Source organism: Sedimentibacter sp. (genome assembly GCF_033447055.1).
Taxonomy (GTDB): domain Bacteria; phylum Bacillota; class Clostridia; order Tissierellales; family Sedimentibacteraceae; genus Sedimentibacter.
The window spans coordinates 1-14,883 of sequence record NZ_JAWQJF010000099.1 but is presented as its reverse complement, the minus strand read 5'-3'; the positions used below and the strand labels follow the sequence as shown (position 1 = coordinate 14,883).

Here is a 14,883-nt window from a genome sequence, read left to right as displayed (position 1 = left end):
TCTCATTTTTAAGCTTTAGTGGAGAAGTCAGTATGTCCGCTTCGCCAGTTATCAGCATTCTATAACCGTCCCATATATCAAAAAGACTAAGCCCGATGGCTTGCTTCTCCGTGGATTTTATGAAGATTCCGTTTTGATCGGTAATATAAAGGTCGCTCATACCGGTTTGATTCTTCAGCTGTTCCAAATCAGAAGTGCTAAGGTCTCCATCACTATCTAATTCCTGTAATAGATACGCCGCATTTAGCATGTTTTTCCCAGTTCAGTTTCCATTGAAACAACAAATTGTGCAATATTAAACGTTAATCGCTTCAAATTTTCTTCTACATTTTTTTGGGAATTTTCTTTCATCATAGCACCAGCATTTTCTGAAATATTCACGGAAGTATTGCTACTGGAAATTAGCTGTAATGAAATAGATGTTCCCATTAGACCCAAAAAAACAGCCGCTGTAATAATCAGCTTTTTTTTTATAGTAATTCTTCCAAACCATTTTGCAATTGTCGTCGGTTTCTTTTTCTGACCATATTTGTTTTTTTTCATATTTACACCTCAATTTCTTTTAGGTTAGTGTAAAGTTTTTACACCATGTTTATTTATAAATACCTTTATTTATCAAGGATTTCAAGTTTTTTTCAATAAAAAAACAATGACCCCCCATTTTTTAGTATAATGTAGTCCTCACAACCAAATTTTCTAGAAAGGATTGTCATTGTTATGAACATTATACTTTATTTATTATTATATCATTTTCAGAAAGTTGGAAATAGATTCGAACAATAAATTATTTGTAAAATTTTTGTAAAATTTTAACGAGATATGGGACAAATACTATAAAAATCACCAATAGCATCGAAAGTCCCTTTCAGGTACAAGCTTGGGTATTTTAATTGTGAAGAATTTTGTCAACTAGGTACGAAAGTGAATCCAGATGAGGATACTAAGCCGTTATTAATATTTTACATCAAATTTACCCTTTCATGCAGTATAAATTTACCGAATTACTGGTACAATGAATCACGTATTTCATATATTTTGGTTTATTAAAACATCCTTGAATCAGAGAAAATCAGAAACAATATAGTTCATTTTGAAAGGAGATTTTTATGTTTAATCAACATTTTGGTAATTACCTATTAAAGAAAAATATCCTCAAACCCGAAGAACTGAGACGGGTATTGGAAGAACAAAAATTAGTCAAAGTCAAATTGGGAGTTTTGGCTATTGATTCCGGCTATATGAATGCATCACAAGTAGACCGTATACATAAGCTCCAGGTAGCAAGGGACCGAAGATTCGGTGAGTTGGCTGTTGAGGAAGGGTACCTTACCGAAAACCAGTTGAATGAATTGTTGAATGCTCAGAAAAAATCAAATGTTTTAATAGGACAGGTTCTCATTGAGAATGGATTTTTTACTTTAGAAAAATATGAAGAAATTTTGCTTCATTATAGACAGTACTCTGATTTGACAGATGACGAGATACAGGCTCTAAAAACCAATGATGTAAAAAAAATTACCGAGATATTCCTCAGAACCTTATCTCATGATCGCAACAAGATGCTACATGAGTATTTTGAGCTTTTTATTAGGAATATTATCCGTTTTATTGATGATGGAATCAGAGTGGAAGAAGCCAGAAAAACGAATTCCTACTCGTTTGATTACTTGGTTACTCAAAGAATAGAAGGTGAGCAGGGCTTTTTTAGTGGTTTTTCTGCTTCGGAAACTGTTCTGACAAGATTTGCTTCCATCTATGCGGAAGAAGAGTTGGATGAGATGAATGCCTTAGCAAAAGATGCTTTAGGAGAATTCATGAATTGTCAAAACGGTTTGTTTTTATCCCACTTATCACATGAAGGAATCGAGCTGGGGCTGCTTCCTGCAGAAGTAAAAAATGACGGTAACTTGAAGTCCTTAGAAAAGCTATACATTATACCTTGTTATTTGAATTTCGGAAGAGTTGATTTTCTCTTCGCAGACAAGTTTCTTTATTTTCAATAAACCGGTTTCCGGAACTTATACAAACGGTTGAAAAATTTTAAAAATATAAAAGGAGGTTTTTTTTGTGTCTAAAATACTTATTGTAGATGATTCGATTTTATCCAGAAAGAAATTGAGAATAATTTTGGAAGAGGCAAATTATGAAATTGTGGGCGAGGCCGGTAATGGTGCTGAGGCGCTGAAGAAATACGAAGATTTATTGCCTGACTTGGTCACCATGGATATTACCATGCCTGATGTCGATGGAATTTCGGCTTTAAAGGATATCATTAAATACGATTCTTTAGCCAAAGTTGTAATGGTTACTGCATTGGGCAAAGGTGAAACAATACTCGAAGCTTTGAATGCCGGTGCAAAAAATTTCATAACCAAGCCCTTTTCGTGCAATCAAGTCCTAAATTCCATACAGGAAGCTTTAAGATAATAAAATACTGTGAGAAGATAAAGAATATATAATTTTCTTAAAACGATATTGTTTGTATAACCGCCTGTCAGCACAGGAGTTACATATTTTTTTCACTTTAAATTAGCGTGAGTATTTTCAAATGAAGATACTCACGCTTTTTCTTTATAAATACGGTAAGAAAATAAAATATAAACCATGGTTAGGCGATTTATTTTCTGTTTATTATGATTTTTTAATGAAAAATTCCGTGTTTCCAAAGAAGTTTCAAGCTTCTATGGATACCATTTAATGTTTTTAAACCTTTGAAAATAATTCTTTTGATATTTGCATATGCAATTTATCTTATATTTCTTTAATGATATAGGAATAATTATTAAAGAAATGAAAAGAGTATTAAACAGTAAAGGTGTTTGAATTTATTGAGTTAATGTCGAAAGAAGTCCATAAAGTTATACTATACACAATGTATTCATCAGGGCTCAGGGTTGGAGAAGTTGTAAGATTAAAAGTAAAAGATATTGACTCGAAAAGAATGCAAATACATATTGAAAAAGGTAAAAATGGGTCAATTTCTATCATATTTAAAAGCTAATCACAAGGATAATGAATTGTCATTTTCGGCATAAGTAGTTCATAATTGAATATGTATGAGCCTAAGATGGTAATACGCTAAAAATATACTGCAAAAAAATTTAGAAGTGTGCAGTTTTTTATTTAGTATACAAAAATTTAAGAAAATTGTATAATAGATGGTAATAGGGATGTAAAATTAAAGACTATTTCAAGGTCAACGTGTTAGTTTTTATCAAAATAAGGGCATGGGGAATTATTCAATGCCCATATCTAACGCAAGTTGCCGTGGCTTCACTCTTAGGGGGCGATTTTGCAGTTTGCTAGAGAATTTAAAGCTTCACAGTAAGAAACCAGATAACTGTTCAAATTATCTGGTTTCTTCTAGGGCAAACTACAATTCGCCTCTAATCAAACCGTCCCCTATGACTTATGAAAGGAAGAGGTGTATTATGAAAATTATTTTATGTCCAAAAGAAAATGGAAACACAAGGAAAATATGTGATGCAATAGCGACAGAAGATGACTGTGAACTGGTACGAATTACTGGGAATGAAATATTGGATCTTTCGGATTATGAAAGTGTAATTGTTGGAAGTGGTGTTTATGGAGGTTTTCCTCACAAGAATTTGCTAATGTTTATAAGGAACTTGAAAGAGGAACATGCTCCGAAAAAAGTTCGCGTTTTATTAACCTGGCTAGGTAGAGGTAAATCGGATATGGAGGCTTTCAAACGTATTGAAAAAGAATTTTTATTGAAAGGAGTCTCGGTTTCGACGAATTACAAGAAAGTTTTGGGACATTCCTTTGGGGTGTTTCATATTGGAAAGCCAAATGATAAAGATATAAAATCCTGTATTGAATGGGCGAATGAGCCATAGGGGACGTGAAAATGGGTTATTTCACTAAGAAATTAGTGAAATAACCCATTTTGATTTTAGTTTTTTTTATTTTTCATTTCAGTCCTACTTTTTTCATGTTTTCCCTCATGAAGGCCTAATATTTGACCATTGATTATTCCAACACCTGCATTGTCTTTAGGTTCCATTTTACGTAATTCTGCATTGCTTTTTTCCCTGTCTCTCACCCTATTTTTATTGTTATTCATATTAGAAATCCTTTCTATTAATGTAGTTTCATAAATAGTATTGATAAATTACAAATGATTATTCTTAAATATTTCAGATAATATTTTATATATAAATTTTAACAAAGTTGGAATAAAAAATATTTATAAAACAGATTAATTAACTAATAATAAGAAACAAATGGCGAATTTATTGTAATTATCAATAATTATATATATTTTAATATATTTTTTACATTCAAAATAATAAAAAATCCATTAAAATTTAAGGCTTTATGAGGCTTGTTATAAATAAAAAATTAATATATTTATATATTCTTTTATTATGCAATATGTTATAATGTGGAGTGTTATAATAATAACAACATTGAATTATAATTTTAGGAGGAGTTATATGGTTACTATTCAAGATTCAGTTAAAAAGTATTTTAAAGATTTAAGCAATGGGTGCAACAACTTGATTGATTGCGAAAATTTATAAAAGAAAATTGGAGCAAAAGAAGACTTATTTATACTTGATGTTAGAAAAAAAGAAGATTTTGCTAAAAATCATATCGAAGGTTCATTCAATTGCGAATGGGTTGAAGTAATAGAATTTATTGAAGAAGATATATTTCCAAGAGATAAGAAAATAATTATTACATGTTATACCGGACAAACTTCCGGACAAATTGTAGCTATACTTAAATTATTGGGATATGATGCTTGTTCTCTTAGGGGTGGAATTGATAATGGCTGGATGAAAGATTCTATGCCAGTAGAATCAACTTGTTCTACCTGAATGTAGATTTATTCTCTTGTATAGAGAATGAATGAAAAATTGATTTTAAAATCATATTTAAAGATGAAATATTTCATGTAATATTGAAATAGTTCATCTTTTTTAATAATATTCTATTCTCACGCAGTTAAAAACATTTAATAGCAAAATGTAAGAATTATGTTATAATAGTATAGTACGTAAGAGCATCTACTGTGTTCACTACTAAAACATTTTAGATTAAACATTTAAAATTAAAATTCTTTGAAAAGTTTGCAACTTACATAAGTTGATGAATTGTTAAATATAATAAATAATTATTTAAACATATAGAGTTCGAGGAGGAATTATGTATAAGAATGATACTATTTATTATCCGCAGGATGAAATGACTACTGTTTTACTGCCGGTTACAATAGGATGTCCATATAACAAATGCGCATTCTGTTCTATGTACAAAGACGATAAATACTGTGAAGTTTCATTCTCGGATATAGAAATGCAATTGCTAAATATATATAACTATACTGAAAAAATATTTTTGACAGGCGCAGATCCTATATCAATAGGATTTGATAAAATGAAGCGATTACTGGATATGATACATCAATATTTGCCCTATTGCGCGTGTGTTGCATCCTATGCATCAATAAAGAACATTTCTAAATATTCAGTCGAGGAAATATCCATTCTTCATGATGCGGGGTTTAGACTTCTTTATGTAGGTTTTGAAACAGGCAGAGACGATATACTTAAATTGATGAATAAAGGTCATACAGTAAATCAGGCAATCGAACAAGCAAAGAAACTCAATGAAGCAAAAATGCCGTTTAATTCTATTATTATGTATGGAATAGCTGGTAAAGGCGAATCTGTAGCTAACGCAGTTGCGACTGCTGAAATGATTAATCAGTTTATAACAAATAAAGTTATTACCATGAATTTATCAATATTTGACGGAACAAAATTAAGCGATATGGTAAAAAAAGGCGATTTCATCTCTTCAGACAGAAACGAAAGATTACTTGAAATAAGAACACTTTTAGAAAATCTCGAACCTAAGCAGCCAATGATATTTGATACAACACACCCAACAAACATAATTAAGATAAAAGGCATATTGCCGCAAGACAAAGAAAGATTAATACATGAAGTAACAAATCACGATTAATTATATGAGAAAAATTAGGGCAGCCTGAAGGCTGCCCGTTATTTATAAAAATTCTTTTATAGCTTCAGTTAACTTATAATTATCTTCTGTGCTGCCAACACCGATTCGATAATAATCTTTAAACCAGGTTCCGGATAAATCACAAATTAAAATATTTTTACTCTTTAATTTTAAAGCCAATTCTTGTATTGATGTTTTAACCAATAAAAAATTAGTTTGACTTGGAAATACAGTTAACCCTAAATTTTCTAAACTTCTTTTTAAATGTTCTCTTTCGTTAATAATTTCTTTAACGCATTCAAAAGAATAATTTTGGCTTTCAATAGCTGCAACAGCTGCATTACAGGCTGGTCGGCTGATTGATTGATTCTTTAGGCTTAATCTTTTTAATAAATTATCTCCTGCCATGAGGTAACTAATCTTAAGGCCTGCCAATGCAAATGCTTTGTCTAAAGTTCTTAAAATAGCCAGATTTGGAAAGCACCACAAAAGATTAGTAAAAGAGACCTGAGAAAACTCAAAATATGCTTCATCGATTAAAACAATATTATTTTTGTTTTCAAGCAGTTTAATTAATTCGTCTTTTGACAACAGACATTTTCCTGTGGGATTATTGGGGTTGTCAAGTATAAAAATTGAAGAACCTTCTTGATAAGCGTTCCAATCAATAGAATATTCCGGAGGAATCAACTGGATTTTTATAACTTTTTTAACAAAGTATTTTGCACTTTCAACAGAAGAAAAAAAATTCGGATTAAAAGTAACAATATTACGCCCTTTAGAAAAATTCATCAGAACCTCATTTATTAAAAAATCCGTTCCCGGACCGATAAATATACGATCTTCGGAAACTTGATTGTAATTTGATAATTTTTTCTTTAGATCATTCAGTTCTTTAGCCCCAACATATCTGTTGATGTTTTCGGTACTGTTTAAAAGGGCATTAATTACATTTTGTGACGGTTCATGAGGATTCTCGTTTGAACTTAAATCAATCAATATTTTACCTCCATCACAATTTCTTCATTATATCCAACTATGACATTAATGTTTCCACTAAGCATTTTATCTACATTGTAATCCCCTGTATCAACCCTTAAACAGTCAAATCCGCCTATTTTATCTATGGTGCTGACAATTATAATATTTTCTTTTTTTACCAGGTCTAAAACTTTCGAAGATATTTGTTTACTTCCTCTTCCAAATATAAAACCGTTTCCACCAATAGGAGTAACAATAATTTTAACATTATTGTATTTTTTCAAAATCTCTAATATATCCTTTTCGCTTACATCCACACCAATAAGTTTTTTATTAAAAACAGCGTCCACTCCTAAAATCGTTTTTTTAACTCCCAAACGATCCGCTATTGTTTTTAAAGTAGTTCCTGGTCCAAGAATATAAACAACTTCGTCTTCCATATTTTCAATTACATATTCTGCGACTTCTTCTTTTTTATCTATGTCGGCACTGCTGACATTAGAGGGTGCTTTTTTACCCTGAAGAAGATGCTTAATATCAGGCACTCTTACATATCCGTAAAGTTTAGCATCTAAACGGTTATTTCTAAATGCTTCCTCGTTTATATCAAGTACTTCCATTTCAACAAAATGATTTCCGAAACAGTTAATCATTTCAGCTGCGGCATGGGCTGACAGAGTAAAAACCGAACTAAACATTTTGACACCTGAAGGAACTCCAATGACAGGAATATCCATGCCCACAACGCTTAAAACGTCTCTTGCTGTTCCATCTCCACCGACAAAAATTAAAATATCAATGTTCATGGCCTTCATTTCTCTAAGAATTTTTATGGTGTCATCGGAACTTGTTTTTTCCCCTATTTCACCAATTACCTCATAGTCAAAAGAGAATTTTTTAATGTATTCTTCACCCATTTTTCCCTTAGCTGCAATAAAGTGAATATCTTTTCTTGTGACTAGCGACAGCACTTCGTTAATTCTTTCCGAAGCTACAGGTTTCGAGCCCAGTTCAACTGCCTTTTGATACATATCACCGTCAGTACCTTTTAAACCAACGCTGCCTCCCATTCCTGCAATCGGGTTTACAATTAAACCTACTGTTATCATTAAACTACCTTCTTTCAATAATAGTATTGTTGAAAATTATGTTATTTTAACTTTAACGCGCCATTCAGTTTTTTAACTATCTCAAGAGAATCTAAATTATAATTTATTGCAATATCCTCAACTGAATCAAACAAACAATTGCATAACAAGCATTTTCCTATGATATCGTCATATTCACGAAATATGTTTTCTGTTTCAGGATATTCTTCGACTATATCAAGCACTGTCATATTTTGAGTAATCATTTGACCTCCCCCACAATATTAAATTTTATGTACTATTTATTGTTCATATGCCGTTTATAGATTAATTATATATCTAAAACGACATATGTCAATAATGCTTTCGTAAAAATTACAATGCTTCGCCAAAAATCATATCAGTAAATTTTACATACCATGCAGCAGCTTGCACCTGAATTACATATGCTAAAGCTATGATGAGAGCAATTTCTGAACCTTTTTCACCAAAAACTCCCATCGCAATTGCCAAAGCAATAGATAAATTTCTCATAACAGTTCCATATACGAGAGCTATACCATCTTCACGGTTAAAAAACACTTTTCCGATTATCGTGCTGACTGCAAAATTAATGACATAGAGAATAATCAAAGGAATAAGGTAGTATAAAATTATAACAGGATTTGATAAAATAGTTTTAGATTTTAGTGCCATCGAAATGAATACAACTCCCAGAACACCTATTGTAGATAGAAGAGGAAATTTAGGTTTGTATTTATTTTCATAAATTTCAACGCCATATCGTTTTTTGAGGAATATTTGGGTTAAATAACCTGCGATAAGGGGAAGAAATACGATAGAAATGATTTGAGAAAATACTTCTATCAAAGAAATTGAAACAACTGTGCCCATAAGTGCTTTCAAATACAGAGGGGTTGCAAGAGAACCAACAATAAGACCTATTATTGTCATTTTTACAGCAGCTGACATATTCCCTTTGGCAAAACCTGTCCATGAAATTGTCATTCCGGATGTTGGTAATAAGCTTGTGAGTAACAATCCCAATACAACTAATGGGTTATCAGGAAAAACAAGCTTACCTATAAAATATCCTATAAAAGGTGTAATAGCAAAGTTAATGATTATCGCTGTTGTTTGAATTTTATTGTTACTTTTAGAAATAAGTTCTTCCATATTTAGTGTAACCATCATTGGATAAACCATTAGGAATGTTAATGGAACAATCCAAGATTTTAGAAATGACGTTTGAAATAAAAATCCGAATAACAAACCAAGAACCATAAAAATTGGAATGCTCAATATAAGATTTTTTTGCAATAGTTTTAAAATTTTTAACATTAAAATACCTCTCTTTCGTTACTAATAACTTCGAAATTATAACCAAATATCAAATACTATCAGTGACTTAATCACATGACAAAGACAGGAAATGCTAATTTATCCCTGCACACAATAAGTTTATAAAGATTTGGACACAATATGCTGTAAATGGTATAATTAGTATAAAGTAAATAGTGCAATGGAGAGAAAATAAAATGAGAAGTATAGCTGTAGTTGCCATGGAAAAGGAATATGCAAAAATTTTAGCTGATAATATAAAGCAGTATTTTTCGGAGTTTGCCCGGATTAATTATTATTCAAAGGAGGAAGTTGAGCTTAGCGGTAAAATAGAAGAGGAGCTTGTTATAATAGCCACATATACCATATATAATTCTGTTAAGGAAATTGTGAATTCTGAAAACAACATAATAGTTGTAACTGTAACTCCTACCAGGGAAAAGGTAAAAAAACTGGACGTTCTTAAGAATGGAACAAGAGCACTTTTGGTTAATTTTGATTACAGAACGTGCATCCAGACAATTACAGAAATATATGGCATAGGTTACAGCAATTTGGAGCTCATACCATATTACGGCCAGGAGGATTACGATAAATCCGTAGATGTGGCAATTACTCCTAATGAAGCAAGGCTTGTGCCGAGCTATATACGTAAGGTTATTGATATAGGCGAAAGTGTAATTGAGTATAATTCACTGTTCAGAATAGCAGAAAGACTGAATGTAAGCCATGAGTTCGAAAAGCGCAAGGGCAAAATAGCCAAGGAAACTACATATTATCCCAACCTGGATTTTGATAACATACTTGGGGAAAACAAGGGGTTTACAGAAAAAATTAACGCTTTGGTAGATTTAATGAAGGTAGGGGTAATAATAACCGATGCAACAGGCATAGTTGTTATTGAAAATAAAAATGCAAAAAGGATTATTAACAACAGGGTAAGTTCAATGTCAGGCTTTAATATTTCGGAAATTATACCGGAGATAGCCCATTTGATTTACAGTTACAGAAATATTAATGAAGAAATTGTGAAAATAAATAATGAGACCATAATAGTCAGTATAGTCAGGGTTATAAGGGGTAATAACAACTATGGAAATATAATAACTATTGAAAAATTTTCTGATGCAGAGGATACCCAGATTGGGATCAGAAGCAAACTTATCAGCGGAGGGCATACGGCTCACTACACTTTTGAACAGATTATAGGTGAATCACGGGAAATAAAGAAATGCATTGACATAGCCATGCACATGGCGGAAACAGATTTTTCCGTTGTAATTACCGGTGAAAGCGGAACAGGTAAGGAGCTTTTTGCTCAAAGCATACACAATGCATCTAAAAGAAGTAAGTATAATTTTGTAGCTGTAAATTGCTCCGCAATACCTGAGAATCTGCTTGAAAGCGAAATGTTCGGTTATGAAGGTGGCTCCTTTACAGGAGCGAAGAAGGAGGGTAGAATAGGCCTCTTTGAGCTTGCCCATAAGGGTACAATATTTTTGGATGAAATAGCAGAAATGCCTCTTTTGCTTCAATCGAAACTTTTAAGAGTTATTGAAGAAAAAAAGATTATGAAGGTAGGCTCAAATAAAAAGGTTGATATAGATGTCAGAATTATTTCGGCTACCAACAAGAATCTTACGGAATTAGTTGAGAAAGGAGAATTCAGAGAGGACCTTTATTACAGAATTGCTGTGTTACCACTGAAGCTGCCGGCCCTGAGAGATAGAGCAAGTGATATTCCTTTGCTAGTCAGGTATTTAGAAAGTGTGCTGGGTTCTGTAAACTTGTCTGAAAATGCTGAAAAAATATTACTAAGGCACAGATGGAAGGGAAACATACGGGAGCTTAGGAATGTATTGGAATATTTGTTATCTTTGAAAAAGAAAGTTGTAACTGAATATGACCTTCCTGACAATGTTATTTCAAATAAAAACACATATAATTCAGCTGGAAAGCACAACGGTTTTGTTAACGGGGAAGATAGAAAATTCATAATGGAAAACGGACAATACGCAGAAACATTTGCAAGAATATTAAATGTGCTGCTGATTGTGAGAAATGAAGGAAGCAGTGTCGGAAGGAAAAAGATTCTGGATAAATTAAACTCGGAGGGAGTAACTATTACGGAAGGTGAAGTAAGAAGCTGCCTGAGCAAATTAAGTTATGGAAACTACGTAAAATCAGCACCGGGCAGAGGTGGAAGCTGTATTACAGATAAGGGGATTACTTTATTGGAAAATCTGAAAGCGTGGATTAAATAGGTTTATTAGGTGCAATGGGTTATTCAACATCCTGTTTAATTAGAAACAAGATTTGAATAGCTTTTATTTTTAAGCATTTAACTTTGGCATAAAACTTGCTACCTTTTATTTAATCATAAAATATAGAAAGGTGGTAACTATGAATTATTTATTTAATATAGTAAATGGTATGTTTGCAAGCGTAGTCCCGGTGGCTGATTTTCTATGGGATTTTCCTACAAATTACGCATGGTATTCAAGCATTCCTATTCTGGGTAATTTTTCGGTAGCATTTATTTTGCTTTTAGGAGGTGGCATTTATTTTACAGTTAAGCTTCGATTTGTTCAGGTAACACATTTTAAGACCGGTTACAAGCAATTAGTAAACCAGAAAAAAAGCAATGTAGGTGCTTCGGCATTATCTGTTTTTCTGTTAAGTCTGGGTATGAGAATCGGTGCTGGTAATATTGTTGGGGTTACAGGTGCTGTAACACTTGGAGGTCCAGGCGCTATTTTTTGGATGTGGTTTTCGGCTTTTTTAGGAATGTCAACAGCCTTTGGGGAAGCAACTTTAGCTCAAATATACAAGGAACGAAAGGGTAATGAATATGTAGGCGGTTTTACATTTTATATCCAGAAAATCTGGGGCAATAAAAGAGCCATTGGTGTGGGCATGTGTGTTATATATTTAATTTACAATATGCTTAGTGTGCCTGTTCATACATTTCATGTTTTTACGGCTATGGATTCCATAGTGAAGGAGCTTACCGGGGCTACGGAGGCTGCCGCTGCATCAAATTATATAATTGCGGCAATAATAGTTATTTCCCTTGCCGTCATCGCCTTTGGAGGTGTAACAAGGGTTACTAAGGTTACAGATAAGGCTGTGCCTGTAATGTCTCTTCTTTATCTTTTCATGGTGTTCATATTAATAATATTAAATCTTAACAAAGTGCCACTATTTTTTGTATCTGTTTTTAAAGGGGCATTTTCTCCACAGGCTGTATTTGGAGGAGCTTTCGGAATGGCATTGTCACAGGGAATAAAGCGAGGCCTTTTGTCAAATGAAGCAGGTATGGGTACAATAACTCAGGCTTCATCCATTGCAGATGCCAATCATCCGTGCGAGCAGGGTTTTGTTCAGGCAATAGGGGTTTTCTTTGATACAATAATTATATGTTCATTAACAGGCTTTATAATTACGGCAGGTCAGTTATGGACAACAAATGGGAATTGGGAACAATTGAAACTTGATAAGCTTGCTACATATTTAGCTTCAATAAAAGAATTGGTACCGGGAACATCTTTTGACACTTTGTTTGTGGTTTTTAGCGCAATAGCTTTTGGCTTGTTTGCATTTACAACATTGCTGGGAGATTTAGTATTTACGGAAATTGCTGCAAATAAAATTTCTCAGAAGGAAAGCTTTATAAAGGCTATGAGATTTATGGGCGCAATTATATTTGTTCCTCTGGGAGCGTTGACTGTGCTGGCAGGGCTGCAGCTGGACAATTTATGGTATGTATCGGATTTGATCAATGTTGTTTTGATTTTAATAAATATACCTACCATGATTGCGGGAAGGAAAATTATTATTAAGGCCTATGATAATTATTTGAATTCAAACGGTAAACCCTTTGTTTCGTCAGATATAGGCATTGAAACCGACGTATGGAAGGAAAAGGGAGTGAAGAACAATGAAAATTAAGGCCATAATGCCTGATAAGGCCATGGACAGAAAGACCCTTGATAATAGGGAAATTATGCTTAAAAAAGTATTGTCTGCTGGTGTGGAGATTTCTGTAGATTGTATAAAAAAAGGGCCGGATGAGCTAGATTGCTATACTGATGAAGCATTTGCCTCATCAGAGCTTGTTAAGGAGGCTATAAGGGCAAAAAAGGAAGGATATGATGCGATAATAATATACTGCTTCAGCGATGTTGCAATTGATGCTATAAGAGAAAATGTATCTATTCCTGTTATAGGGCCGGGAGAGACATCCGTTGCTGTTGCAGGCATGCTTTGTAATAAATTCAGCGTCATAACAACTGAAAGCAGAAATATCGCAAGAACCTACAGAAGACTGATGAAAAATTCTGTGGCAAGAGAAAAAATGGCATCTGTAAAGTCGTTGGATATTCCTATTGGCGAGCTTCGTACAAATCCAGATGCAGCATTGAGGTACTTAATTGAAAAATGCAGGGAGGCTGTTAATGAAGGCTGTGACGGAATAATTTTAGGCTGTCTTGGAATGGCAATGTACAGTGAGGAAATTGAGAAACAGCTGTCGTTAAAGGTATTTAATCCTGCGTTTATTGCAGCAGCGTATGCGGAAATGTGTGTAAGAACAGGGATTGTTCACAGCAGATTAAGCTACCCTTTGTTTAAGAATGAAAGTAATTTGGATATGAGGTAATAATATGACAAAATTAGTTTGGCCTAAAGGCAAAAAGTGTGCAGTTATGTTTTCATTTGATCTTGATGGTGACACAACATGGGAAAACGGCAACAGGGATTTCCATGACGGGGATAAGTACATTAAGTCTCTTTCTGTAGGTCAGTACGGACCTAAGAGGGGTGTTTACAATATATTGGATTTGCTTGATAAATACAATGTAAAGGCATCATTTTACGTTCCCGGCATTACTGCCGAGAGACATCCGGATGCGGTGAAGGCAATCGTCGCTGCCGGACATGAAGTAGGGCACCACGGATATGCTCATGAAAGGTTTGCGGGAAAAACCGTGGAGGAGCAAATTGAAATTATTGAAAAAACTCAGAGGATATTCAAAGATTTAATAGGACATGAGGCAGAAGGCTTCAGGACGCCATCGGGGGATTGGTCCGTGGAAACTCCCGGACTTCTTTATGAAAGGGGAATCAGGTATTCCAGCTCTATGAGAGGGGATGATAAGCCATACCGAACGGTGATAGACGGCAAGGTAACGGACTTTATTGAAATACCTACAAAATGGGAGCTTGATGATTATGTTGCCATGGCATACAATATGTATCCTGCAGAGCCTAAAGGAATAGACAGGATTTCTCCTTACAGCGGTGTTTTGGATAACTTTATGAGAGAGTTTGAAGGAGCGTACCGGTTCGGATTGTGCCTGTCCTATATGATGCATCCTCAGGTATCGGGAACTCCCGGGAAAATACGCATACTTGAGGAGCTGCTTAAAAGAATAACATCAATGGAGGATGTGTTTATAGGAACAGGAAAAGAAAT

16 protein-coding genes and 1 pseudogene are annotated in these 14,883 nt (G+C 33.6%); 10 read left to right on the top strand and 7 right to left on the bottom strand.

What is annotated here, in order from left to right; all coding sequences use genetic code 11:
• Together SA378_RS06635 and SA378_RS06630 are read right to left on the bottom strand one after the other, a co-directional pair.
• Positions 1-250 (bottom strand): annotated as a pseudogene (locus SA378_RS06635) (chemotaxis protein); the annotation flags it as partial.
• Positions 244-543, bottom strand: a complete 300-nt coding sequence (locus SA378_RS06630) for a hypothetical protein (RefSeq protein ID WP_318525195.1) — start codon at positions 541-543, stop codon at positions 244-246. The pseudogene SA378_RS06635 and the gene SA378_RS06630, both read right to left, overlap by 7 nt.
• Positions 544-1,178: 635 nt before the next feature.
• Here SA378_RS06630 and SA378_RS06625 point away from each other — a divergent pair.
• From SA378_RS06625 to SA378_RS06610, 4 genes are all read left to right on the top strand, one after another.
• A complete protein-coding gene (locus SA378_RS06625; protein WP_318525194.1) occupies positions 1,179-2,003 on the top strand; it encodes a hypothetical protein in 825 nt (274 codons plus the stop codon).
• Positions 2,004-2,067: 64 nt separating this feature from the next.
• Positions 2,068-2,427 (top strand): response regulator, encoded by a 360-nt coding sequence (locus tag SA378_RS06620; protein WP_318525193.1) that lies wholly within the window; start codon positions 2,068-2,070, stop codon positions 2,425-2,427.
• Positions 2,428-2,836: 409 nt separating this feature from the next.
• The gene (locus SA378_RS06615) at positions 2,837-3,001 is read left to right on the top strand and encodes a tyrosine-type recombinase/integrase (protein ID WP_412178678.1); all 165 of its coding nucleotides are present in this window, start codon (positions 2,837-2,839) and stop codon (positions 2,999-3,001) included.
• 430 nt (positions 3,002-3,431) lie between these two features.
• A complete protein-coding gene (locus SA378_RS06610) occupies positions 3,432-3,860 on the top strand; it encodes a flavodoxin family protein (RefSeq protein WP_318525191.1) in 429 nt (142 codons plus the stop codon).
• A 56-nt stretch (positions 3,861-3,916) separates the two neighbouring features.
• Here SA378_RS06610 and SA378_RS06605 read toward each other — a convergent pair whose 3' ends face one another.
• Positions 3,917-4,087, bottom strand: coding sequence for a hypothetical protein (locus SA378_RS06605; RefSeq protein WP_318525190.1), 171 nt, complete (start codon positions 4,085-4,087; stop codon positions 3,917-3,919).
• 466 nt (positions 4,088-4,553) lie between these two features.
• Here SA378_RS06605 and SA378_RS11660 point away from each other — a divergent pair, with 466 nt between their 5' ends.
• Both SA378_RS11660 and SA378_RS06600 read left to right on the top strand, forming a co-directional pair.
• On the top strand, positions 4,554-4,847 hold the full coding sequence (locus tag SA378_RS11660; RefSeq protein ID WP_412178677.1) for a rhodanese-like domain-containing protein: 294 nt from the start codon (positions 4,554-4,556) through the stop codon (positions 4,845-4,847).
• 328 nt (positions 4,848-5,175) lie between these two features.
• On the top strand, positions 5,176-5,997 hold the full coding sequence (locus SA378_RS06600) for a radical SAM protein (RefSeq protein ID WP_318525189.1): 822 nt from the start codon (positions 5,176-5,178) through the stop codon (positions 5,995-5,997).
• A gap of 42 nt (positions 5,998-6,039) precedes the next feature.
• Here the strand turns inward: SA378_RS06600 and SA378_RS06595 are convergent, their stop codons facing one another.
• From SA378_RS06595 to SA378_RS06580, 4 genes are all read right to left on the bottom strand, one after another.
• A complete protein-coding gene (locus SA378_RS06595) occupies positions 6,040-6,996 on the bottom strand; it encodes a histidinol-phosphate transaminase (RefSeq protein ID WP_318525188.1) in 957 nt (318 codons plus the stop codon).
• A complete protein-coding gene (locus tag SA378_RS06590) occupies positions 6,993-8,087 on the bottom strand; it encodes an ATP-NAD kinase family protein (protein WP_318525187.1) in 1,095 nt (364 codons plus the stop codon). Before SA378_RS06590 ends, SA378_RS06595 begins: the two co-directional genes overlap by 4 nt.
• A 41-nt stretch (positions 8,088-8,128) precedes the next feature.
• Positions 8,129-8,332 (bottom strand): hypothetical protein, encoded by a 204-nt coding sequence (locus SA378_RS06585; RefSeq protein WP_318525186.1) that lies wholly within the window; start codon positions 8,330-8,332, stop codon positions 8,129-8,131.
• Between the two features lie 109 nt (positions 8,333-8,441).
• Positions 8,442-9,407, bottom strand: a complete 966-nt coding sequence (locus tag SA378_RS06580) for an arsenic resistance protein (RefSeq protein WP_318525185.1) — start codon at positions 9,405-9,407, stop codon at positions 8,442-8,444.
• 197 nt (positions 9,408-9,604) lie between these two features.
• Between SA378_RS06580 and SA378_RS06575 the strand changes: the two genes are divergently transcribed.
• From SA378_RS06575 to SA378_RS06560, 4 genes are all read left to right on the top strand, one after another.
• Positions 9,605-11,671 carry a sigma-54 interaction domain-containing protein gene (locus SA378_RS06575; protein WP_318525184.1) on the top strand — a complete coding sequence of 689 codons (2,067 nt, stop codon included), beginning with the start codon at positions 9,605-9,607 and terminating at the stop codon, positions 11,669-11,671.
• Between the two features lie 139 nt (positions 11,672-11,810).
• On the top strand, positions 11,811-13,358 hold the full coding sequence (locus SA378_RS06570; protein WP_318525183.1) for an amino acid carrier protein: 1,548 nt from the start codon (positions 11,811-11,813) through the stop codon (positions 13,356-13,358).
• Positions 13,348-14,067 carry an aspartate/glutamate racemase family protein gene (locus SA378_RS06565; RefSeq protein ID WP_318525182.1) on the top strand — a complete coding sequence of 240 codons (720 nt, stop codon included), beginning with the start codon at positions 13,348-13,350 and terminating at the stop codon, positions 14,065-14,067. Before SA378_RS06570 ends, SA378_RS06565 begins: the two co-directional genes overlap by 11 nt.
• Before the next feature lie 4 nt (positions 14,068-14,071).
• A partial coding sequence (locus tag SA378_RS06560; protein WP_318525181.1) for a polysaccharide deacetylase occupies positions 14,072-14,883 on the top strand: 812 nt, incomplete at its 3' end.